The organism is Halosimplex salinum, assembly GCF_003730195.1.
In the GTDB taxonomy this organism is placed as follows: domain Archaea; phylum Halobacteriota; class Halobacteria; order Halobacteriales; family Haloarculaceae; genus Halosimplex; species Halosimplex salinum.
In genome coordinates this window covers 277,001-299,678 of record NZ_QWGG01000004.1, presented here as the reverse complement: position 1 = coordinate 299,678, position 22,678 = coordinate 277,001, and the positions used below count along the sequence as shown (strand labels likewise).

At 68.9% G+C, this 22,678-nt stretch carries 24 protein-coding genes; 13 read left to right on the top strand and 11 right to left on the bottom strand.

Annotation, left to right across the window (positions count from 1 at the left end):
- Positions 1-4: 4 nt before the first annotated feature.
- From D1409_RS12815 to D1409_RS12760, 11 genes are all read right to left on the bottom strand, one after another.
- Complete coding sequence (locus tag D1409_RS12815) at positions 5-757, bottom strand: hypothetical protein (RefSeq protein WP_123537376.1); 753 nt, start codon at positions 755-757, stop codon at positions 5-7.
- 138 nt (positions 758-895) lie between these two features.
- Entirely contained in the window at positions 896-1,735 is an 840-nt protein-coding gene (locus D1409_RS12810) for an aldo/keto reductase (protein ID WP_123537375.1), read from the bottom strand.
- A gap of 61 nt (positions 1,736-1,796) precedes the next feature.
- Positions 1,797-3,743: a hypothetical protein gene (locus D1409_RS12805; protein WP_123537374.1), complete on the bottom strand. Its 1,947-nt coding sequence runs from the start codon at positions 3,741-3,743 to the stop codon at positions 1,797-1,799.
- A 94-nt stretch (positions 3,744-3,837) separates the two neighbouring features.
- Positions 3,838-5,067, bottom strand: coding sequence for a digeranylgeranylglycerophospholipid reductase (locus D1409_RS12800; RefSeq protein ID WP_123537373.1), 1,230 nt, complete (start codon positions 5,065-5,067; stop codon positions 3,838-3,840).
- A gap of 62 nt (positions 5,068-5,129) precedes the next feature.
- On the bottom strand, positions 5,130-5,630 hold the full coding sequence (locus tag D1409_RS12795; protein ID WP_123537372.1) for a DUF7519 family protein: 501 nt from the start codon (positions 5,628-5,630) through the stop codon (positions 5,130-5,132).
- On the bottom strand, positions 5,621-6,976 hold the full coding sequence (locus tag D1409_RS12790) for a DUF58 domain-containing protein (protein WP_164471669.1): 1,356 nt from the start codon (positions 6,974-6,976) through the stop codon (positions 5,621-5,623). The genes D1409_RS12795 and D1409_RS12790 overlap by 10 nt, the downstream gene beginning before the upstream one ends.
- The gene (locus D1409_RS12785; protein ID WP_123537370.1) at positions 6,969-7,547 is read right to left on the bottom strand and encodes a DUF7269 family protein; all 579 of its coding nucleotides are present in this window, start codon (positions 7,545-7,547) and stop codon (positions 6,969-6,971) included. Before D1409_RS12785 ends, D1409_RS12790 begins: the two co-directional genes overlap by 8 nt.
- Positions 7,544-8,245, bottom strand: coding sequence for a DUF4129 domain-containing protein (locus D1409_RS12780; RefSeq protein WP_123537369.1), 702 nt, complete (start codon positions 8,243-8,245; stop codon positions 7,544-7,546). The genes D1409_RS12785 and D1409_RS12780 overlap by 4 nt, the downstream gene beginning before the upstream one ends.
- 31 nt (positions 8,246-8,276) lie before the next feature.
- Positions 8,277-8,957: a DUF4129 domain-containing protein gene (locus D1409_RS12775; protein ID WP_123537368.1), complete on the bottom strand. Its 681-nt coding sequence runs from the start codon at positions 8,955-8,957 to the stop codon at positions 8,277-8,279.
- 298 nt (positions 8,958-9,255) lie between these two features.
- Positions 9,256-10,119, bottom strand: a complete 864-nt coding sequence (locus D1409_RS12765; RefSeq protein WP_123537366.1) for a 2-oxoacid:ferredoxin oxidoreductase subunit beta — start codon at positions 10,117-10,119, stop codon at positions 9,256-9,258.
- Positions 10,116-11,894, bottom strand: a complete 1,779-nt coding sequence (locus tag D1409_RS12760) for a 2-oxoacid:acceptor oxidoreductase subunit alpha (RefSeq protein ID WP_123537365.1) — start codon at positions 11,892-11,894, stop codon at positions 10,116-10,118. Before D1409_RS12760 ends, D1409_RS12765 begins: the two co-directional genes overlap by 4 nt.
- A 226-nt stretch (positions 11,895-12,120) precedes the next feature.
- Between D1409_RS12760 and D1409_RS12755 the strand changes: the two genes are divergently transcribed.
- The 13 genes from D1409_RS12755 to D1409_RS12695 all read left to right on the top strand — a co-directional run bounded on the left by D1409_RS12755 (position 12,121) and on the right by D1409_RS12695 (position 22,669).
- On the top strand, positions 12,121-12,750 hold the full coding sequence (locus D1409_RS12755; protein WP_123537364.1) for an FAD-dependent oxidoreductase: 630 nt from the start codon (positions 12,121-12,123) through the stop codon (positions 12,748-12,750).
- Positions 12,751-12,837: 87 nt separating this feature from the next.
- Positions 12,838-13,017: an HVO_2753 family zinc finger protein gene (locus D1409_RS12750; RefSeq protein ID WP_123537363.1), complete on the top strand. Its 180-nt coding sequence runs from the start codon at positions 12,838-12,840 to the stop codon at positions 13,015-13,017.
- A gap of 2 nt (positions 13,018-13,019) precedes the next feature.
- Complete coding sequence (locus D1409_RS12745) at positions 13,020-13,286, top strand: elongation factor 1-beta (protein WP_123537362.1); 267 nt, start codon at positions 13,020-13,022, stop codon at positions 13,284-13,286.
- Positions 13,287-13,574: 288 nt separating this feature from the next.
- On the top strand, positions 13,575-15,929 hold the full coding sequence (locus D1409_RS12740; protein ID WP_123537361.1) for a methyl-accepting chemotaxis protein: 2,355 nt from the start codon (positions 13,575-13,577) through the stop codon (positions 15,927-15,929).
- Between the two features lie 71 nt (positions 15,930-16,000).
- The gene (locus D1409_RS12735) at positions 16,001-16,291 is read left to right on the top strand and encodes a 50S ribosomal protein L21e (protein WP_123537360.1); all 291 of its coding nucleotides are present in this window, start codon (positions 16,001-16,003) and stop codon (positions 16,289-16,291) included.
- A complete protein-coding gene (locus D1409_RS12730) occupies positions 16,288-16,644 on the top strand; it encodes an RNA polymerase Rpb4 family protein (RefSeq protein ID WP_123537359.1) in 357 nt (118 codons plus the stop codon). The genes D1409_RS12735 and D1409_RS12730 overlap by 4 nt, the downstream gene beginning before the upstream one ends.
- Positions 16,645-16,716: 72 nt before the next feature.
- Positions 16,717-17,304 (top strand): DUF655 domain-containing protein, encoded by a 588-nt coding sequence (locus D1409_RS12725; RefSeq protein WP_123537358.1) that lies wholly within the window; start codon positions 16,717-16,719, stop codon positions 17,302-17,304.
- A complete protein-coding gene (locus D1409_RS12720; RefSeq protein ID WP_123537357.1) occupies positions 17,301-18,182 on the top strand; it encodes a 16S ribosomal RNA methyltransferase A in 882 nt (293 codons plus the stop codon). The genes D1409_RS12725 and D1409_RS12720 overlap by 4 nt, the downstream gene beginning before the upstream one ends.
- Positions 18,179-18,784 (top strand): HemK2/MTQ2 family protein methyltransferase, encoded by a 606-nt coding sequence (locus D1409_RS12715; RefSeq protein WP_123537356.1) that lies wholly within the window; start codon positions 18,179-18,181, stop codon positions 18,782-18,784. The genes D1409_RS12720 and D1409_RS12715 overlap by 4 nt, the downstream gene beginning before the upstream one ends.
- Before the next feature lie 105 nt (positions 18,785-18,889).
- Positions 18,890-19,693 carry a CPBP family glutamic-type intramembrane protease gene (locus D1409_RS12710; RefSeq protein ID WP_123537355.1) on the top strand — a complete coding sequence of 268 codons (804 nt, stop codon included), beginning with the start codon at positions 18,890-18,892 and terminating at the stop codon, positions 19,691-19,693.
- A 95-nt stretch (positions 19,694-19,788) separates the two neighbouring features.
- Entirely contained in the window at positions 19,789-20,802 is a 1,014-nt protein-coding gene (locus D1409_RS12705) for a 5-methyltetrahydropteroyltriglutamate--homocysteine methyltransferase (RefSeq protein WP_123537354.1), read from the top strand.
- The gene (locus tag D1409_RS12700) at positions 20,799-21,884 is read left to right on the top strand and encodes a methionine synthase (RefSeq protein ID WP_123537353.1); all 1,086 of its coding nucleotides are present in this window, start codon (positions 20,799-20,801) and stop codon (positions 21,882-21,884) included. Before D1409_RS12705 ends, D1409_RS12700 begins: the two co-directional genes overlap by 4 nt.
- A gap of 275 nt (positions 21,885-22,159) precedes the next feature.
- Entirely contained in the window at positions 22,160-22,669 is a 510-nt protein-coding gene (locus tag D1409_RS12695) for an HTH domain-containing protein (protein ID WP_123537352.1), read from the top strand.
- Positions 22,670-22,678: the final 9 nt, after the last annotated feature.

Below are 22,678 nucleotides of genomic sequence, written 5' to 3'. Positions count from 1 at the left end.
TGGGCTACTCGTCGGTCGGGCGGATGAAGTCCGCCAGCGCGACCGTGGTGCCGAGCAGCCACCCGAGCGGGACGGAGATCCCGAGCCAGATGATGACGTAGGCGAACTCCGTCATGTCGAACCGGTCGGCGACCTCGTCTCTGAGCCCGAGCGGTTCGAGCACTTCCGCGCGGAACAGCTCCGCGAACTCCTCTGCGTAGACGATGCTGAACTGCGCGACGTCCTCGGAGACGAGCGCGGCGACCACCGGCGGCAGGAATATCGCCGTCATCCCGAACGGGTAGGCGAAGACGACGGTCGTGATCCGTCCGCCGATGCTCCTGAAGAGCACCGCGAGCGCCGAGGAGACGACGGCGACGACGCTGGCGGCGATGATCGCGTTGGCCTGCTGGGACGAGAACTGTGCGTCGAGCCGGAACTCGACGAGCGCGGAGAGCCCGCCCCAGACGAGGATGGTCAGCAGTATCACGCCGACCGCGCCGAGTTTCTCGACCGAGACGTCGATCTTGCGCGCGTGGAAGCGGACGATCACGCCGAACAGCGCGAGCGGGTAGAGCACGGCCACGACGAGCGCCCCCAGCGCCGCCCACACGTTGTACGTGACCTGCTCGCGAGTCGTCTGTGGCTGCCACTTCCCCAGGACGGTGTCGCTCGCGCCGCGCTGGCGCGGATACAGCAACCCCATCCACGTCTCGTGGAACTTGTTCAGGTCGAAGCGTATCGCTTCGACGACCCCCTGCCGATTCCCGACAGACATGTTCGTCAGTTTGGCAAGCCCCCTGTATACTTCTTCTGTTGGCCGTCCAGCGCCGCTACTGTTCGCGGTCGACAGGTCCTCTCGCCGACAGGATCGAGGGTTTCCGACGTTCGGCGCTCTGTCCGTAGATTCCGTCGCTCAGTCCCAGGCGGCCGGTCCGAATCCCGGGTTTATCTGGCGCTCGGTCCGGTCGATGGCGTCGATGGTCGACACGTCTTCGTCGTCGAGTTCGAGCGCCAGGCTCTCCCAGTTGTCCCGGATGTGCGCCTCGCTCGTGGCCTTCGGGATGGCGGTGACGCCCTTCTCGCGGAGCCACGCCAGCGACACCTGCGCCTCGCTGACGCCGTGTTTCTCCGCGATATCCGAGAGTTCGGGCACGTCGAACACGCCACCGCGGGCCAGCGGCGAGTACGCCACCAGTTCGATGTCCGTCCCCTCGACGTACTCGCGCAGTTCCGTCTGCTGGAGCAGCGGGTGCATCTCGACCTGGTTGGCGAACGGCGGTTCGTCGAGCACATCGCGGGCCTCGTCGAGGTGGTGCGGTTCGAAGTTCGAGACGCCGATGCGGTCGACCAGCCCGCGTTCCTTCAGTTCTTCGAGGGCCGGGAGCGTCTCCGCGGCCTCGTAGGTCCGCGAGGGCCAGTGGACGTACAGCATGTCCAGCCGGTCGACGCCGAGTTTCGCCACGCTCTCCTCGGTCGTCTCGACCACGCCGTCGCGGTCGAGGTGGTCGATCCAGACCTTCGTCGCCAGAAAGACCTCCTCCCGGGGCACGTCCGCCGCGGCGATGCCGTCACCGACCGCGTCCTCGTTGCCGTATATCTGGGCGGTGTCGACGTGGCGATACCCCATCTCCAGCGCCGTGCTGACGCTCGCGACGCACTGTTCGGGGTTCTCGTTCTGCCAGGTGCCGAGTCCGAACCGCGGCATCCCGTCGACGCGCGGCACGCTCTCCGGGGACAGTGACTCCTGAGACATACCTGATACTGAGGGAATGCGCACAATAGGGGTTGCGACTCCGGAAGTCCGCCCGAAAGCGCTACTCCCCGCTCGTCTCGTCCGAATCCGTGTCGCCCGCGTCCGTGTCCGCGTCCGTATCGCTTCCGTCCGTGTCCGTGTCGCCTCCGTCCGTGTCCGTGTCCGTGTCGCCTCCGTCCGCGTCCGTGTCCGTGTCGCCTCCGTCCGCGTCCGTGTCCGTGTCGTCCGCGTCGGCGTCGGCGGCCTCGGTCGACTCGCCGGCGTCCGCCCCGCCCGACGCGTCCTCGCCTTCGACGACAGTCTGTGCCGACTGGACCTCCTCGGTCCCCTCGGTGTCGGGTTCGGTGGTCTCGACGCCGCCGGAATCGCCGTCGCCGCCGTCGCCGTCACCCGTGTCCACGGGCGCCGCGCCGCCAGTCCCTTCGCCGGGGCCGGCCACGTCGGCGTCGTCGTCGCCCGCAAGGAACCGGTTGTACAGCAGGCCGCCCCCGCCGAGCGCGAGGATCACGGCGCCGATACCGATGGTCGTGGGCGAGATTCCGCCGTCGCCGTCGGCCGCGTCGGTCGTCTCGGTTCCGCCCCCCGTACCGCCATCGCCGGGCGTCTCGGTTCCGGCCGGTGTCGGCGCGGCGGTGTCCGTAGCGTCGGTCTCGCCGCCACCGTCGGTTCCGCTGGAGGTGTCCGTCGGCGTCGGGGTGAACGTCGGCGTCGAACCGTCCGACGGCGACGGCGTAGGGGTCGGACTCGGAGTCGGCGACGGCGTCCGCGTCGCGACCTCCTCGCCGCCGACCTTCACGCCCCAGCCGCTCGTGTTCGCACCGGCGAAGTCGGCCGTACTCCCGACACAGACCATCCCCTCGGCCTCGGTCAGGTCGAAGGCGGAGAACTCGCTGGAGCCCGAGCCCCAGGTCCCCTTCCACTTCATATCGCCCTCGATCCCGAGGTTCGCGGCGTAGCCGCGCGCGTTGGTCCCGTTCCCGTCCGTCGCGGTCTGGCCGGCGACGTAGTACTCCAGGTCGCCGTACGAGACGCTCCTGAGTTCCGTGTAGTTCTCCTCGGTGTAGCGCTTGTCCCAGAGCTTCCCGCCGTTGACGTTGAACTCCAGCGCCCATCCGCGCTGCTCGTTCGTCTTCGGGTCGAACGCGTTCGCACCGACCGCGACGAACCCCTTTCGCGTCCGATCCACGTCGTAGAAGGCGTTGAAGTCGTCCTGGGGGTTCGTCGCGCTGTCCGAGCTCTTCTTGAACTGCTGGGAGAACACCTGTCCCCCCTCCTCGTCGAGTTTGTTGGCCCAGCCGGCAGTGTCGCCGGACGTGTCGTCCGTCTCACCGACGACCACGTACCCGCCTTCGGGGTCCGCGACGACGCCGTGATACTGGTTTCGCGACCCCGGACCGTACCGCTTCGCCCAGTTTATCGACCCCGAGTCGTCGAGTTGCGTGACCCACGCGTCGTCGAAACGGCTCGTCCAGCCCACGAAGACGAACCGACCGTCCGAGTCGACGTCGACCGCGCGCATGGTGTCGGTCGTGCTCGGCCGTGCGTCGAAGGTCCGCCGCCACTGTTCCGTTCCCTCGGTGTCGACGCGGACGGCGAACGCGCTCTGTGCGGTCGCGCCCTCCTCACGGGTGTGGCCGACGAGGACGAAGCCGTCCGGCGCGGCGGCCACGCCGAACCCCTCGGTGACTTCGCGGTCGGAGAAGGTCGCTTCCCAGACGAGTTGCCCGGCCGCGTCGACCCTGGCGAGCCACGCCTCGCTGACCGTCTCGTCGCCGGAGGACTCGGTCGTCCCGACGAGGACGAACTCGCCGTCGCTCGCCGGTGCGACCCCGTTGACGTCGACGCTCGTCCCCCGGTCGTACGTCCGTTCCCAGCGCGTCTCGGGCGTCGACTGCCGGTCGTCGGTCTCGGCCGTCGCACCGCCCGCCAATCCGCCCGCCGCGAGCGCCCCCGCGCCCGCGACACAACAACCCGTTATGAATCGTCGCCTGCTCGGTTCCCGTTCCATGCCATCCACGGCGGACGGGAGCGATAAAATCCTGTCGCACGCACGATCGGTCACCGGAGACGGAGAGAACGCCGTCGTCCGGCCGCCTCCGCCGTCAGTAACCCAGGCGTTCCCGCGCGAAGCGCGCGAGCAGCGGCAGGTCGCTCAGGTGGATCAACTCGTGCATCGCCAGCCGGTTGCCGTCGTTGACTTTCGCGAGCGTGTCGCCGTCGGCCGCTTGGAGGTCCGCCATCAGCCTGTCGTAGCGCTCGTTGGGCGCGTGATACAGCAGCTGGGTCATCAACAGGCGCGTGTTCATCTTCGGCGCGACCTCCGTGTGCCAGAGCTTCTCGTAGATCTGCATCTGCTCGGCCGACGTGTCGCGTTCGCCGGTCAGTGCCCTGTCGGCCACCGCGGCAGCGGCCCGCGCCGAGCGCATGCCCTTGTGGATCCCCTCGCCCCACAGCGGGTCGATGGACGGCACCGTGTCGCCGATAGCCATGAAGCTGTCAGTGTACAGCTTCCCCGGTTTCTGGATGTGGGCCGAGCCGCGGTGTTGCTTGTCCTGCAGCCGGACCGCGTCCTCGAAGCGTGGGTCCGACTCCAGCCAGTACTCCAGGTAGTCGTCGATACCCATCCCTTCCTTCGCGTACGAGCGGTGGCTGTCGTTCTGGATGTAACAGAGCCCGACCTTCGCCGTGTCCTCGCCGGTGTGGAACAGCCAGGAGTACCCGCCCGGCGCGAGGTCGTGGTCGAGGCGGAGCATCATCGCGTCCCGGCAGTCCGCGAAGTCGGGGTGGTCGGCGTCGACGCCCTCGAACTCGTACTCGACGCCGATGGCCTGACGACCGCGCTTGAGGTCGCTGACGCCGAGTTCCTTGGCGAGGGGCGCCGCCGGCCCGGTGGCGTCGATCACGACGTCGGCGTACACCTCCTCGTTCCCGTCGTATCGGACGCCGACGACGTCGCCGTCCTCGGTGATCGGCTTCGAGGCGCGCGAGTCGAAGCGGTACTCCGCGCCGTTCGCGCGACCCTCGGCGACGAGCCACTGTTTGAACTCGGCGAACTCCAGGACGGCGCCGGGCTGTTCGCGGACGAAGTGGTCGTTCGGGGACTCCAGCACGACGGTCTCGGTGAAGTTCATCACGACGTCGTCCGGGACGTTGAACGACGCCATCATCGAGGGGAAGGTGCCGGCGGTCGACTTGTTGCTCTGACGCGGGAAGCCGTCCTCGGGCTCGGTCTCGAGTACGAGCACCTCGTAATCTCTCGCCGCCAGATCGCGTGCGCACTGCGCCCCAGCGGGCCCCGCCCCCGCTATCACCACGTCAAAGCGATCGCTCATAGGAATTGGTCCGGCGTCTCCGTAATCAGTGTTGCTGAACGCACCGAACGGGTGTGTCGCGTTCACTCCCGCAGGAGCGCCGCGAGCACGACCCCGCCGAGCAGGAGCGCGACGACGCCCAGCGACCCCCCGGTCGGCGCGCTCTCGAACAGCACGTATCCGACGCCGGCGGTGAGAGTCGCGACGCTCGCGCTCCCGACCGCGTGGAGCAGTTCGACCCGCGTCGTCGCGACCGCCGCGTCGGCGTCACGGTCGATCCCGAGCGCGAAGGTGCCCACGTCGGCCGCGAGCACCGCACCGAACGCCCCGACCAGTACCGCCTCGGGCCCGGCCGGCCCGGTCCCTGCGAGCACCGTCGCGGCGAACAGCGTCGCGCCCGCGAAGACGACCGTCGGCTCCGACCGGCGGACCAGTGCCGCCGCGAGCGTGAGGCCTCCCGCCGCTCCGATCAGGACAGCGACTGTCGACCCCTGCACGGCCGACAGAACGGCGAACGAGGCCAGCACGGCGAGCCCGTGACTCACTCGCGGTCGCCGCCTGTCGTCGACGCGCCTCACCGCCATCCGGCACCACCTCCGTCGGTCGCGACGGCCCTGTCGGACTGCGGCGACGCGTCCGACGGCCGCGCCGAACGGGTGCCGCCGCCACCGTCGCCTTCCGACCACTCGACGACGGGGATGCCGGTGCGCCGGCACTCGTCGAGCCTGAGCCGTCGTTCCGTCCCGGCGAGGCGTCGGTAGGCGGAGTCCGTCGCGGTCACGTCCGGGCTCGCGACGGTCACGTCGTGGCCGCGCGCGTCGAGCGCGCGAGCGACGTCGACGGCCCGGTCGTCGACGAACGGCGAACAGAACACCACCTGCGCGTCGCCGGGCAACTGCGAGCGCAGTCGGTCGAAGCCGTCGTCCGTCGCCGACTCCGGGGGGCGCCAGCCGAACGCCTCGTCGGTCGTGAGCGCGTCGAGGAGTCGTTCGCGGTGGGTCCGACCCGACGCCGGCGGGAGCCACAGCGACCGCGGGGAGAGCGCCGCCAGCCCGACGTGACAGCCTCCGTCCGTGAGTCCGCCGACGAGCGCGCCAGCCGCGTGTGCACAGACGTCGACGCCCGGTCGCCGGTCGCCCGCCGCCGTCACGTACGCCGGTCGCCGGGCGTCGACCAGCAGGACGACTTTCACCGTCCGGGGCTGGTCGAATCGCCGCGTCGCGAGGGCGCCGTCCTTCGCGAAACGGTTCCAGTCGATGCTGGCGAGGGAGTCGCCGGTCCGGTACTCGCGCAGCGAGTGGAAGGCGAGCCCCTCGCCGGTCGCGGAGACGGGCCGGCTCCCCGTCAACTGGGTCGCCAGGTCGCCAAGGGGGACCGAGCGTTCGTCGTAGCGCGGCCGGCAGACGACCGTCGAGCGGTCGGTCGCCTGTCGACTGACCCGTCGGCTCGCGCCGCTCAGATCGCGGGTCACGACGGTGAGGCTGTCGAACTCGTGGCGCCCGCGCACCGCCTCGAACTCGTAGGCGATGGAGGCGCGTTTGCCGGGCCGGAGCGCCGTCGTGTGTCGGGCCGTCCCCTCGACGACTTCCAGTCCGGCGGGCACGTCGTCGCAAAACCGGAGGTCCGGCAGCGTGGCGCCGCTCTCGTTCGTCACGGTGAGTGTCACCCGGACGGTGTCGCCGGGGTCCGGGTCGGTGTCGCTGACGTGGCGCTCGACGGCGAGCGCGGGGTCGGGCGCGTCCGTGAATCGGCTGTACGCGGCGAACCCGACGCCCGCGAGGCCGGCGAGGATCACGACGGGCGTGCCGACGAGGATGCCGACCGCCGTCGCGACGAGCGCGAGGCCGTAGACGCCGTTCCAGCGACCCGTCCGTTCGAGCCGTTCTTCCCCGCGAGCCAGTCCCGCCCCCAGCGCGGCCCCGTCAGTCATCGGCGACACCTCCGCGTCGCCGGGCCGTGGCGTCCCCGTCAGTTCCGTCCCGGAGTCGAGCGACCGCCGCGGCGGCCCGCTCGGCCCGCCGGTCGAACCCCGATTCGACGCCCTCGTGTGGGGAGTCGTCAACGTCCGTGAACAGCGCCGCTGCCTCGGAGTCACCGGTCCACGACCCGTCGACCAGTCGCTGTTCGGCCTCCGCGGGTGGGACGCCCTCGTACCGGTCGAGCGCGTCGACGGCGGCGTCCCGCAGGCGTTCGCGGATGCGGTCGCGTTCGGCCGCGTCGCGTTCGCCGACGCCGACCGCGCCGACCGCCGCCGCGAGGTCGTCGCCCGGCACGTCGTAGTCGGGCCGTTCGCCCGCCCGCGGGAGTCCGCCGCCGGTCGTCCGCTCGCTGCCGAGGCGTTCGAACGCCGCGAGCGCGCCCCCGACCAGCGCGACGGCCCAGATGCCGAGCGTCAGCAGCGTCGCGAAGTCGAATCGGACGAGCCCCGGCCGGAGCGTCAGCGCGACGCCGACGGCGACGGCACCGAACCCGACGCCGAGCAGCGCTCGGCGAGCGTTCACGCGCCGTCACCTCCGTCGCCGCGCTTCCCGTTCGCGCCGCTCCGGTGCTGGTCGACCGCGTCGAGACGCCCCGCGAGTTCGCTGGCACGGCGCTCGCGCTCGCTGTTCGCCTGTTCTCGCCCGTAGCGCACTGCTTCGAACTGGCCCGTGATACCCTCGACCGCCTCGGTCGGGAAGCCGCGGTCGACGGCCGCGGACGCGGCTTCCCCCGGCGTCGTCGAGTCGTCGACGCCGTCGACGCGCTCGGTGAGTCGGCGCCAGGCGCCCACGACGGCGTTCTCGGCCGGCGAGTCGTAGGCCGGGTCGACTGCGGGCGTAGGGGGTTCAGTGGTCTCGCCGCCGTCGTCGTCATCCTTGCGTGGTGGTGCTCGCGCGTCGTCGTCGGTCAGTAACACGGCCAGCGCCGCTGCGAGGAGGAGTCCCCCGACGAGCGCGACGACGAAGAGCGACGAGATACCGCCGTCCCCGTCGCCGGATTCGGCCGGAGCAGTCGCTTCCGTGTCGACGACCTCGGCGGACTGGGTCGCGTTCGGGCCTTCTCCGACCCCACCTGCGCTCGGGGATTCGGGCGCGGGTGCGACCGTCGTCGACTCGACACCGAGTCGTGGCTGGTCGACACCGTCGCCGAGCGACCCGGCGGCGGTGACGAGTGCGACCAGCGCGAGGAGGGCGATCAGGGCGGTCGCGAACCGTTTCACGAACGGGAGTGTTCACCCCATCTACAAGTTTTTATCGACCGTGGTCCGGCGGAGAATCGGGCTGGTCGTCGGGGGGAGCGCCCGCCTCGGAGAGAGTCGCCGCCGCGTCGGTCGCGTTCGAGACCCGCTCGTCGGTTGCGGGTTCGTCCCCGTAGCGCACGGCCCGGAACTCGTCCGTGAGCGTCGATACCGGTTCGTCCGGGAGTCGCCGGTCGAGGGCGCGTGCGGCGACTTCGCCGGGAGTGGCCGTCTCGTCGTCCGCGTCGACGCGCCCGCGCAACCGCTGCCACGCTCGGGCGACCGCGTTCTCTCCCGGTGAGTCGTAGTCGGGTTCGACGGTCGGTTCGGGACCGGTCTCGGCGTCGTCGGTCGCGGCGGGAGCGTCTGGAGCGCGCTCGTCGTCGCCGGTCAGGAAGACGGCGAACAGCGCGCTCGCGAAGAGGGACCCGACGACGGTCGGGACGACGATCGGCGAGACGCCGCCGCTGTCACCCGCACCGGCGGCCGTCTCGGTCGGTGAGTGTCGAGCGGCGGAGTCGTCGGCGCCGCCGGGCGCGCCGGTGGGCGGCGGTACGTCGGTGAATTTCGGGCCGTCGACCGGGGTCTCCTCGTCGGTGAACGACGGCTCCTGGACGGCGTCGAACGTGCCCGCGGCTCCCGCGAGCGCGACCAGCGCGAGGAGGGCGACCAGCGCGGTCCCGAGACGCTTCACGTCGAGAACTGAGAGCGGGACCGGTCAAGTGATTTCCGGCTGAAAGGAGTGGAAGGCGGTAGTGAGGGGGTTGCGGTAGCGGAGGCGGTCGCGGTGGCGGAGACAGTTGCGGTCGCGGTAGCCGTTGCGGTCGCGGAGGCGGTTGCGGGTAACGTCCGGCGCCGCAGGCGCCGGTTCACCGGACGCGAGCGAACGGAGTGAGCGAGGCGTCCGGCCTTTTTCACCCATGTTTTTGCGTGCGGGGTTCCCCGCAGCGCGCCGGAGGCGCGCGAGGAAACCCCGCGCGGAAAAAGATGGTTTAGTAGAACTCTCGAACCAGGTCCATCGCGTCGTCGGGGGCGCCGTCGGGGATGTCGGACATGTTCTGGTCGATGCCCTCGCGTTCCTCCCACGGGACGGAGTTCTCGTCCTGGTAGATGACGCCCATGTACTCCTTGTCGCCCTCGAGGATCTTCTCTTTGGCCGCCTGTCGGTCGGTGGGGTCGTGGCCCTCCTCCTCGAGGTCGACGATGGAGTCGCGGAAGTAGTCGTAGGTGTCGACGTCGTTGAAGGTGACGCACGGCGAGTACGTGTTCACGAAGCCGAAGCCGTCGTGCTCGATGGCCTCCTGGATGATCTGGGCGTGACGCTGGGAGTCCGAGGAGAACGACTGGGCGATGAACGTCGCGCCGGAGGCGAGCGCGAGGGCGAGCGGGTTAACCGGGGGCATCTGGGGGCCCTCGGGAGTGGTGCTCGTCTCGAAGTCCTGGCGCGAGGTCGGCGACGCCTGGCCCTTGGTGAGGCCGTAGATGCGGTTGTCCATGACGACGTAGGACATGTCCACGTTGCGGCGGACGGCGTGGACGAAGTGTCCGGCGCCGATGGAGTAGCCGTCGCCGTCGCCGCCCGCGACCATCACTTCGAGGTTCGGGTTGGCGAGTTTGACGCCGATGCCGACGGGCAGGGCGCGGCCGTGGACGCCGTGGAGCGCGTAGCTGTGCATGTAGGTGCCGATCTTGCCGGAACACCCGATGCCGGCGACCACGAACGTGTTGTCGGGGTCGTTGCCCGTCTCGGCGAGGGCCTTCATCATGCCGTTCATCGTCCCGAAGTCGCCGCAGCCGGGACACCACGTCGGTTGCTTGTCGGATTTGAAGTCTGTGAATCGAACGTCGGAGCTCATTCTGCCTCCACCTCCGTCGTGCCGGTGTCGGCACCGGAGAGTGTGTTCTCGATGTCCGTCGCGAGTTCGTCCGCCTTGAAGCGGACGCCGTTGTACTTGTTGACCCGCTGGACGCGTTCGAGCACGTCGTGCTCGATGACGTCCGCGAACTGGCCGGTGGCGTTACACTCGACGACGATCACGTCGTCGGCCTGCTCGATCTCTTCCGACAGATCGGGCCGGGGGAAGATGTAGGGCACCGAGATGAAACGCACGTCGTGACCGCGGTCGTCGAGGAATCCGAGCGCCTCGCGCATGGCGCCCTCGTTGGAGCCCCAGGAGATGACGAGTGTGTCCGCGTCCGGGTCGCCGAACTCGCGGTAGTCCCAGTCCTCCTCCTCCTTGGCGGTCTCGACCTTCTGCGTGCGCTTGTCGACCTGCTCGATGCGGACCTCCTCTTCCTCGGTCCGGCGACCGAGTTCGTCGTGTTCGAGGCCGGTGGTCATGTGTGCGCCGTCGGTCGTGCCCGGGAACGTCCGCGGGCTGATGCCGTCGGCGGACGGGAAGTGGGGCTGGAACTGCCCTTTCTCGTTGAGCCAGCTGTCGATCTCGGACTCGTCGACGACCTTGCCGCGGTCGATCTCGACCTCGTCCATGTCGAAGGTCTCCGGCGAGAACGTCTGCTCGGTGACCGCGAGCGCGAGGTCCGACACCAGGTAGACCGGCGTCTGGTACTTCTCGGCGTAGTTGAACGCCTCGACGGTCTTCCAGAAACACTCGGAGACCGAAGTCGGCGCGACGACGAACCGCGGAATCTCGCCGTGGCCGCCGTACAGCGTCATGTTGAGGTCGCCCTGTTCCTGCTTGGTCGGCATCCCGGTCGAGGGACCGGAGCGCATCACGTCACAGATGACGAGCGGCGTCTCCGTGGTGGCGACCAGGCCGAACGTCTCGGTCATCAGGTCGATCCCCGGCCCGGAGGTGGCCGTCATGGCGCGTGCGCCGGCGCGGGCGGCGCCGAGGGCCATGTTGATGGCGGAGAGTTCGTCCTCCGCCTGGACGACCTTGCCGCCGTACTGCTCGATGCGGCCGGTCAGGTACTCCATCACGTCGGTCGCGGGCGTGATCGGGTAGCCCGAGTAGAACCGACAGCCCGCGGCGATGGCGCCCATGCCGATGGCCTCGTCGCCGTTGAGCAGGACGTAGTCCTCGTCCGTGGTCTCGATGTCGTAGTCGAACTCGTGGTCGTACTCCTCCTGGACGTGCTGCTGGCCCAGTCGGGCGGCCTCCTTGTTGTTCTCGACGATGGCCTCGCCCTTGTCGCCGAAGCGTTTGTCCAGTGATTCGTCCAGATTCTCGATGGGGAACTGCGCCACTTCGCAGGCCGCGCCCAGGGCGACGATGTTCGCCATGATGGCGCCACCGGCGTCCTCGGCGAGTCGCTGGAGCGGAACCGACAGGCCGATCATCTCATCCGGAACTTCGACGTCCTGCATCGTGGAGCGCTCGCCGTCGTAGATGACGACGCTCCCCTCGTGCAGTTCGTCCATGTTCTCGTCGATAGTGCGCTCGGTGAGCGCGATGAGGATGTCGAGCCTGTCGACGACGCTCTCGACGCGGTCGACCGACGTGCGGATCTTGTAGGCGGTGTACCCGCCCCGGATCCGCGACGCGAAGTCCTTCGAGGTGAAGACGTGACGGCCGGCACGCGAGAGTGCCTGTGCGAATATCTTCCCGGTAGACGCGATCCCGTCACCGGCTTCACCGCCGATGGCCCAGTTAAGGTCCTCGGGCATACTGCATTGGAGTATCCTCTGCCCGGCAAAAAGACTTCTGTAATGGCCCCGGATTTCGACCCATACTTCCGTCGCAGAAGTGGACGCACGGGCGGAAATCGGCAGTTTCGAACAAGCGGTAACACTGTCCTCTATTTATGAACGCGTTCGGTCGACGAACGTCCAGCGCCGTCCGTCGGCCGCACGGAACGAAAGTGCCTTGCGCCGCGGCCTGTGAACGCCGAGCATGGAAGACACCGAGGTCACCGTCGTCGCCGTCGAGTCCGTCGGCGAGGACGCCGTCGCCATCGACTTCGAGACGCCCGACGGGTTCGCCGCTCGCCCCGGCCAGTTCGTCAAGGTCGCGCTCGAAGGCGTCGAGGAGTCCCGCTTCTACACCATCTCTTCACCCGACGTGCGCGAGACCTTCGAGATCACGGTCGGCATCGACCCCGAGGGCGAGGTCGGGCCGGAGCTCGCCGAGCTGGAAGCCGGGGACACCGTCGAGGTGTCGGGCCCCTTCGGGAACGCCTACTACGAGGACGAGGAGCACGTGTTGATCCTGGCGGGCGGGCCGGGGGTCGGCCCGGCGATCGGGATCGCGGAGCGCGCGCTGGACGACGGCGGGGAGGCGGCCATCGTCTATCAGGACGGGGCGCCGATCCACGACGAGCGACTGACCGCGCTGAGCGAGCGCGGCGTGTCGGTCGCCGTCCTCGCCCCCGAGTCGCCCCTCGAATCGTCCGTCGCGGACGTGCTGACCGACGATACGCAGGTGTTCGTGTACGGCTTCGCGGAGTTCCTCGACGACGCCACGTCGGCCATCGCCACTGCCGGGGGCGAGCCCGACGCCGCGAAAGTCGAGAACTTCGGTTGATCGGGTCGCTGTTCGGCCGAGTGCGACGATCGCGCCTGGCCGACGCAGGTAATAACGGTTAAAACCCGTGAGAGGATACGGACTGGTATGAGCGAGAGCCAACAGAAACGCAAGCAAAAGTGCGTCTCGTGTGGCATCAACATCGCCGGCACGAACGCGGCCGCGTTCAAGTGTCCCGACTGCGGCCAGCAGATCTACCGCTGCGCCAAGTGCCGCAAGCAGAGCAACCTCTACGAGTGCCCGGACTGCGGGTTCATGGGGCCGTAACGATGGGGAAAGTCGCCGCGCAGATCAAGGTCATGCCCCAGAGCCCCGAGGTCGACCTCGACGCGCTCCAGGAGCGCCTCGAGCAGTCCCTCCCCGAGGGCGCGAAAGTCAGCGGCTTCGAGCGCGACGACGTGGCCTTCGGCCTCGTCGCCCTGCTCCCGACCGTCGTCGTCCCCGACGAGGCCGGCGGTACCGAGGCCGTCGAGGAGGCCTTCACCGACGTCGAAGGCGTCGAGTCCGTCGAAGTCGGCGACGTCGGCCGCCTCTGAACCGTCGACGCGACAGTCTCCGTCCTTACAGCACGACCCCCCAGCAGCGCCACCGTCGCGTAGCCTTCCCTCTCCGTGGCGACAACTCTCCGTCTCCGTAGCGCCAGCCTTCCCTCTCCGACGCGACAACTCTCCGTCTCCACCGGCAGCGACCACTCCCGGTTCCCGGTATCAGGCATTCCAGTACACTCCTGAGCCGTATCGGAGCTCGCCCTGTCAGCAACAGAGTCTTATCAACTCTGAGATTGGCTAGGAATCCTTAACTCGCGGTCCGCGGACGGAGTAGGTATGGACCGTCGGATATCGACGTACCTCCCCGACTCGATTCGGCGCAGTTACGTGCGCCAGTTCGCAGCGGCAGTTGCGCTGATACTTCTCGTCCTCATGGTCGTCCTCGGCGGCGTCTACGTGGCCGAGCAGCGGTCACAGCGGGACGCCGTCCAGGACCAGTTCCAGTCGACGACGGAGCGCAACGCCGAACAGGTCGCCAACTGGCACAGTCAGTACACCGCCTCGACGCAGCTGGTCTCCCAGTCCGGGAAGCTACGACCGGACGAGGAGGCGTCGCTGGACACGCACCTCAAGAGCGTCGAGCGCTCGATGCCGGGCGAGGTCGTCGGCGTCCACTACATCTCCTGGGACGAGGGGAGCCTCGTCGCCAGTTCGAACTCCCTCGGTGATCGGCCCACCGAGCGGCTCCCGTGGCTCGCCGCCATCGACCTCGAACGCTCCGGCATCACGTCGGTTCGGACGACCGACGCCTACCGGGTGAACGACGACACCCGCATCGCGTTCGTGAGCCAGACCCAGTACGGCATCGGCTACGCCGCCGCGGTCGAGGTGTCGATCCCGGAGTCGTTCGACCTCGACGACGCGACCGCCGAGAGCCGGACGCAACTGCTCTATCGGAACGCGACCTATCTCCACGGTGACGACCCCGACCGCTTCCGCACGGCCTACGGGGGCCCCGGCGCGGAGAACCTCCACAATCGGACGGAGTACTTCCCGTCGCTCGCCAGCCTGAGCCCCAGCGACGACTACCAGAACGCGACGCTCGTCGAGCAGGACGGCGAACTCGTCAGTTACGCCGGCGTCGACGGCGCGCGGATGGCGGTCGTGACGACCGCGACGACCGACGCCTACGCCGTCCCGACCGAGACGAAGCTCTACCTCGCCCTGGTGCTCCTGTTCGTCGCGTTCAGCCTCGGGACCGTCGGCGTCGTCGTCGAGCGACCGGTCGCTCGTTCGATCAGCGGGCTCGCCGACAGGACCGAAGCCATCGAGAACGGCGACCTGGGGGTCGACCTGGAGACCCACCGGCGCGACGAGATCGGGGTCCTCTACGAGCGGTTCGCCTCGATGCGCGACTCGCTGGCCGACCGCATCGACGAGATCGAGACCGCCCGCGAGGAGGCCCGCGCCGAGGCCGAGGAGGCACGGAAAGAGGCCGAACGGGAGCGCGAGACTGCCGAGCAGTTCACGGAACACCTCGAAGCGACCGCCGACGACTACGGCGAGACCATCAGGGCCTGCGCCGACGGCGACCTCACGCGACGGCTCGACGTCGACGAGGAGAGCGACGCGATGGCGGAGATCGCCCGGGCGTTCAACGACACCATGAGCGACCTGGAGGAGACGGTCGCGCGGGTGCGCTCGTTCGCCGACGAGGTGGCCGAGTCGACGACGCGAGCGACGACGGCGACCCAGGCGGTCAGGGAGACGAGCCGGGAGGTGAGCGACGCCGTCTCGGGGATCGCCGACAACGCCGACGAGCAGGACGAGTACCTCGGCGAGGTCACCGAGGAGATGAACGACCTCTCGGCGACCGTCGAGGAGGTCGCCGCCACGACCGACACGGTCGCGGAACTGGCCGCCGAGACGGAGTCGCTGGCCTCGGACGGGTCGACGGCGGCGACGGACGCGATGTCGGAGATGGAGACCATCGAGTCCCGGACCGCCGAGACCGCCGAGGAGATCCGCGCGCTCGACGAGGAGGTCGACCGCGTCGCCGAGATCGTCGACCTCATCGACGACATCGCGAGCCAGACCAACACGCTCGCGCTGAACGCCTCCATCGAGGCGGCCCGCGCGGGCGAGTCCGGGCAGGGCTTCGCCGTCGTCGCGAGCGAGGTCAAGGAACTCGCCGAGGAGACCAGCGAGGCGACCCAGCAGATCGACGACCTGCTCTCGCAGCTGTCCGAGCGGACCGGCGAGGCGGTCGCGGACATCGAGTCGATGCGCTCGGACGTGGTCGGCGGCGTCGAGACGACGCAGGACGCGCTGGACGCCCTGGACGATATCGCCGAGCAGGTCCGCGAGACCAACGACGGCGTCCAGGAGATCAGTTCGGCGACGGCCGACCAGGCCGACACCGCACAGGAGGTCGTCACGCTGGCCGACCGCGTCGCCGAGATCAGCGCCCGGACCGCCACGAGCGCCGGGACCGCCGCGGACCGGACGGACGAACAGGTCTCGAGCATCGACGAGGTGACCGACACCGCCGCGTCCATCGAGTCACAGGTCGCCGAACTCGGGGACCTGCTGGGGAGTTTCACCGTCGAGTCCGGCGGTCCGGCGGGGACGAGCGCGGGCGAGACGCGGCTGGAACCGATCGCGGACGGCGCCGGCGAGGGCGGCGACTGACCGACCGCGGCCCGCGCGACGACCGCGTAACGCACGTTTTATATGCGCGACCGGATAACGCAACCGCACGAATGCCTAACTCCAACGGACCCCAGAAGAAGACGCGCAAGAAGCTCCGGAACAAGCCGCGAGAGAGCGGAACGTCGCCGCCCCAGCGGGCCGTCGCGGAGTACGAGACGGGCGAGAAAGTTCACCTGAAGATCGACCCGAGCGTGCCCGAGGGGCGCTACCACCCGCGCTTCGACGGTCGCACGGGCGAGGTCGTCGGCGAGCAGGGCGCCGCGTACAAGGTCGCCATCGTCGACGGCACGGTCGACAAGACGCTCATCGTCAAGCCGGCCCACCTCCGCAGCCAGGAATGACGATATTCAAGGAGAAAGTCGACGAAGAGTACCTCACGGTCGCCGAGACGAAGGCGATCCTGGAGGAACTCGAGCGCGAGCGCGCCGCCGACGAGGACCGCGAGATGCGCTACGAACTCGCGCGCGCCATCGAGCACGTCAACCGCTTCGCCGTCCTCGACCCCGAGGAGTCCCTCGAGTTCGTCGAGGAACTGCTCGAACTCGAGAAGGTCGACGAGCCGACCGCCTACAAGATCGCGAACCTCCGCCCGATGGATCGGGACGAGCTCCGCGCCATCTACGCGCAGGAGCGGTTCACCCTCTCGGGCGAGGAACTCGACGCCATCCTCGAAGTCGTCGCGAAGTACGCCTGACGCGGCGCACCGTTCTCCCCGCGACCACCCGACTGCGGGGGTTTAAGTTCCGTCTCGCCCTACTCGTCTGTCATGAGCGACACCGAGCGCGGCGACGACGCGTCGGGGGGTCCCACGGCCGTCGTCCTCGACTTTCTCGCACACGGCCGGACCGAGGACGACCGTCCGCAGTACCAGAAACAGCCCCTCGCCTACGCGCTCGACCGCGGGGACTTCCGCCTATACGAGGTGGTCCTCTCGGCCGACGCGGACGTCTCCATCGGCGACGACCTGGTGATCGACCGGTCGGCCGACGCCATCGAGCGCACCGGCGAAGTGGAGTACGAGGACCTCCCCGGCGGCGCGCAGTCCGAACTCGACTACGCCGTCGAAGACCTCGTCGACGAGGAGGAGCGCCGCTTCGTCGACTTCTACAACGACGCCCAGCCGATCACCCTCCGCCTCCACCAGCTGAACCTCCTGCCCGGCATCGGCAAGAAGCTCCGTAACTCGATCCTCGACGAGCGAAAGCGGGGCCCCTTCGAGAGCTTCGACGAGCTCGAAGACCGCGTCGACGGGCTCCACAACCCCCGCGAGGTCATCGTCGAACGGATCCTCGAAGAGATCCGCGAGGACGACCTGAAGTACCGGACGTTCGCCCGCCGCGAGGACGAGGAATGAACGGCGAGAACGCGACCGAGACCACGGGCGAGCGCGACCCCGACGCCCTCCTCGCGCGCGCCGGCGTCCGCGGCGACCCGGACCACGACCAGCACTTCCTGGTCGACGACCGCGTCCTCGACCGCCTCCCCGGCTACGCCGAGGCGGTCGACGTCGACCTCTCCCACGTCCTCGAGATCGGCGCGGGGACGGGCGCGCTGACCGACCGCTTGCTCGCGGTCGCCGACCGCGTGACGGCCGTCGAGCGCGACCCGGATCTCGCTGCCTTCCTCCGCCGGGAGTTCGCCGCCGAGATCGACGAGGGACGGCTCACCGTCCTCGAGGGTGACGCACTCGAGGTCGACCTGCCGGCGTTCACGGCGTCTATCTCGAATCTCCCGTACGGCCCCTCCAGCGAACTGGCCTTCCGGCTGTTGCCCGAGGGCCGGCCGATGATCCTGATGTTCCAGCGGGAGTTCGCCGAGCGGATGGCCGCCGACCCGGACACGGACGACTACGGCAGACTCTCCGTGACCGCGGGCCACTACGCCGATGTGGAAGTCGTCGAGCCCGTGCCCAAGGAGGCGTTCTCGCCGCCGCCGGCCGTCCAGAGCGCGGTCGTTCGGACCACGCCCAGGGACCCCGATTACGAGATCCCCGACGAGGAGTTCTTCATGGAGTTCCTGAAAGCCGTGTTCACCCAGCGCCGGAAGACGATGCGCAACGCCGTCAGGAACACTGCTCACATCTCCGGGCTGGACAATCCCGACGCCGTCGTCGAGGCCGCGGACGAGGACCTGATGAGCGCCCGCGCCGGGAAGGTGACGCCGGCGGAGTTCGCCGATCTGGCGACGCTGGCGTACGAGGTCGGGGAACCGGGCGAGCACCCGTCGGCATGACCGACGGGGGCGGGACCGACGGAGCGCCGAGCCTCGCCGACCAGCGAGACGTCGAGCAGGTGTACCAGCCCGCGGAGGACTCGAAACTGCTCGCGGACGCCGTGGTCGAACGCGTCGAAGCGGGCGATTGCGCGCTCGACGTGGGCACGGGGTCGGGTTACGTCGCCGCGCGGCTGCGGGACGCGGGCGCCGACGCGGTGGGCGCGGACCTCAACCCACACGCCTGCCGCCAGGCCGCCGACAGCGGAATTCCCACCGTACGGGCGGACCTCACGACGGCGTTTCGCGACGGCGCGTTCGACGTGGTGACGTTCAACCCGCCGTATCTGCCGACCGAGCCCGAGCGGGAGTGGGACGACTGGATGGAGCGGGCGCTCTCCGGCGGTGAGGACGGCCGCGCGGCCATCGAACCCTTCCTCGACGACGTCGCGCGAGTGCTGGCATCCGACGGTGCGGCGTACCTGCTCGTGAGTTCGCTCACCGACCCCGACGCCGTGCGAGCACTGGCGGCGGCGAACGGGCTCGAAGCCGAGGAGATAGCCAGCGAGTCCCACCCCTTCGAGACGCTGCTGGTGATGCGGTTCGCTCTCGACGACGGCTGAACACGGGCCACAGCCGCACCGGCCGCGTCGACCGCGACAGTTCGAGGGCGGCCCGGGGTCGCGAGGCCTACGCTTTGATTGCAGTCGGTCCCGAATTCGTCCGTGATGAGTGACAGAACTCGATCGTCTCCGGTCGCGTTCGGTGTCTTCCTCCTCATCGCGTTGGGCTGGTCGTGGGCGTTCTGGGGACCGCAGGCGCTCGTCGAGACCGGCTACCTCGCCAGTTCCCCGAGTCTCCCCGCACTGGGCGCATTCGGTCCGTCGGTGGCCGGAATCGCCGTAGTCGCGTGGCGACGCGGGCGCTCGGGACTCGCCGACCTCGCTCGCAGGGCCGTCGACGTCGGGTTCCCCCGGTGGCTCTGGGTGCCGATACTCGGCCTGTTTCCGCTCGTCGCCGCCGTCGCCGCGGGCTACGCCCGCTTCGCCGGTGCGGGACTCCCGACGCCGCCCTGGGCGGGAGCGCCGGTGGCCCTCCCCGTCGCGTTCGGGTACATCCTGCTCCTCGGCGGGCCGCTCCAGGAGGAGTTCGGCTGGCGCGGGTTCGCGCTCGAACCCCTGGTCGACCGGGCCGGACGCCTTGGTGGGAGCGTCGTCCTCGGGCTGCTGTGGGGACTGTGGCACCTCCCGCTGTTCTACATCCCGGGAGAGACCATCTACTACCAGACGGCTATCTGGGGGTTCGTCGCCTCGATCGTCATGCTGACAGTCGTGATGACGTGGCTCTACGACCTGACGGGCGGGAGCCTGCTCGCGATGCTCCTCGTCCACACGTCGTTCAACTGGACCACCTGGGCGATTCCAGTACTGGAAACTGATCCCGGATCGCTCGCGTTCGTCCTCGGCCAGTTCGCCGTCACCGTCGCGATCGTGGCCGCGTGGTGGTCGGGCGACCGACGGACCTCCGCGTGACGGGTCGCCGGCCCGTGGACGACCCGCCAGAAATTACTCTAACGCATCAAAAGAGATGAGAAATATTATAGGGCGTCATGTCCTATCTCGGTTCAATGACGGAGGTAGTTTCCACGACGCCCGGGCTGTTCCCGTTACCGGACTGGGCGAAGGACGAACTCGCGGATCTGAAGGGGCGACAGAAAGGCGGTCTGGTCTCCGGCGACGAGAGCGCGGAGATCACCGACGCCTACGACCGGGCGCGCCGGGAGATAGTCGAACTGCAGACCGACGCCGGTATCGACCTGCCGGTCGAGGGCCAGTTGCGGTGGGACGACATGCTGACCCACCCGCTCTCGGTCGCCGATTCGGTCGAGACGCGCGGCATCGTCCGCTACTTCGACAATAACAACTTCTACCGAGAGCCGGTCGTCACCGACGACCTGACCGCCACGGGCGACGTGGCCCACGAGCTCGACGCCGCCGGTGAGCTCACCGACGACGGCCTGAACGCCGTCCTCCCCGGCCCGTACACGCTCTCGCAGCTCGCGACCGACGAGCACTACGGCGACGAGGCCGCGTTCCAGTCGGCGCTCGCCGACTTCCTCGCGAGCGAGGCCGAGCAGTTCCCCGAGGTGGAGACGCTGTTCCTCCTCGAACCGTCCCTGCTGGAGTCGCCGCCCGGCGACGGCGCGGACGAGCGCGCCAGCGAGGCAATCGACACCGTCGCGCAGGCCGCAGACGCCGACGTCGTGACCCACACCTACTGGGAGTCCCACGGCGGCGACGGCGCCCTCGACGAGAAGGTGTACGCGCACCTGCTCGACGCGGATATCGACGCGGTCGGCTTCGACTTCGTCGCCAACCACGAGGACAACGCCTACCTCGTCGGCGAGTACGGCTGTACCGACGACGTGGCGCTGGGCATCGTCGACGGGCAGAACACGCTCGTCGAGGAGCCCGACGAGATCGCGGAGCGCGTCGAGTGGACGCTCGCCAACACGCCCGGCACCGACTTCGAGACGGCGTACGCGACGATCAACACCCCGACGTTCTACCTGCCGTCGGGCAAGTTCGAGGAGAAGCTCGCGGCGCTGGGCGCCGTCGAGCGCACGGAGGTGAAAGCATGAGTGACCGACCCGCAGACAACCGAGAGCAGTTCCGCCCCGCCGAGCACGACAACGACCACTTCCTGCTGACGACTGTCGTCGGCAGCTACAAGAAGCCCAAGTGGCTCGACCACGCCCGCGACCTCCTCGAGGACGAGGACACCAACTTCGGCGACGAGGAGTGGGAGGAGGCCACCGACGACGCCGCCCGCCTCATCACCGAGGAGCACGAGCGGTCGGGCCTCGACGTCGTCGTCGACGGCGAGATGCGCCGCAACGAGATGGTGGAGTACTTCGCCGAGCGCATCGACGGCTACGAGTTCAACGGCCGCGTGAAGGTCTGGGGACACAACTACTTCAACAAACCCAGCGTCGCCGACGAGGTCGAGTACGGCGAGCAGTGGCTCGTCGACGAGTTCGAGTTCACCGACTCGGTCGCCGACCGCCCGGTCAAGGTGCCCATCACCGGCCCGTACACCCTCGCCAGCTGGACGTTCAACGAGGCCTACGAGGACGACGCGGCGCTCGCCTACGACCTGGCCGAGCTCGTCAACGAGGAGATCGAGCAGCTGGTCGACGCCGGCGCCCGCTACATCCAGATCGACGAGCCCGCGCTCGCCACGACGCCCGACGACCACGCCATCGTCGGCGAGTGTCTCGAGCGCATCGTCGAGGACATCCCCGAGGACGTGCGCATCGGCGTCCACGTCTGCTACGGCGACTACTCCCGCATCTACCCGGAGATCCTCGACTACCCCGTCGACGAGGTCGACCTGGAACTCACGAACGGCAACTACGAGCAGATCGACGTGTTCACCGACCCCGAGTTCACGCTCGACCTCGCCCTCGGCGTCGTCGACAACCACACCGCCGAGGTCGAGACCGTCGAGGAGATCAAGGAGAACATCAAACAGGGCTTCAAGGTCGTCCCCCCGGAGCAACTGACCATCTCCCCGGACTGCGGCCTGAAGCTCCTGCCCCGCGAGATCGCCTACCAGAAGATGGAGAACATGGTGCAGGCCGCCCGCGAGATCGAGGCCGAACTCGACGCCGACGAGATCGACGTCCCCGTCGCAGGCGAGACGGCGTCCGCCGACGACTGAGACCCGGGCTTTCTTTCTGCGTGGCACGCACAGCGAGCCGATGGCTCTCGGCACTCGCGCCGAACGCTGCCGCTGTGGCTCTGATCGCGCACCCGGGAGAGCGACACACCACCGAAGACCGTGAGGGCACCCCGGCGATCGAACGTGCCGGACGCCTTTCGAGTACCGACGCAGTGCTAACCAGCGCCATTCTAGCGGCCTAAATCCCCTCGAAGGAATACGGCGGAAAGCGTTTTGAGGCACCCACTCGAGGAATCGATCAAGTGACAACCAGCATGACCAGCACAACAGACTATCGCGTCGAGCTATACCTCCGCGGGGACACGTACGGCAGCTACGACCGGCAGAATCGGATCCTCCAGCGCGTCGAGAACCTCGGAGCCGAGGGCGTCGTGGCCGACACCGACGTCGACGCCTCCTGGCAGCGCATCCGAACGCCCGAACAGGACAGCCGGGACGAGGCCGTCCGAACCTACGAGGAGTTCGGCGAGTGGGCGCGCGAGAACGGCTACCGGCTCGAACCGGCGTTCGAGCGCCGACAGCGCTCCTACATCGGCACCGACGTAGTTCAGGACGTTGTCGTGTTCCCGATGGCGTCGCTGGCGGTCTACGCCGAGAGCGACCTGCAGGCGGTGTTCCCGTGTGCCGACGAATCCGGCGAGATCCACTTCTCCGTCCAGGACTGCCTCGACGCCTTCGAGGACGAGGAGACCGACTGGTTCGAGCAGTTCGCGCCGGTCACCGTCGACCGGGCGGAGCCGCGGCTGAGCGTCAGTGCGGACTGAAGAGGGGGA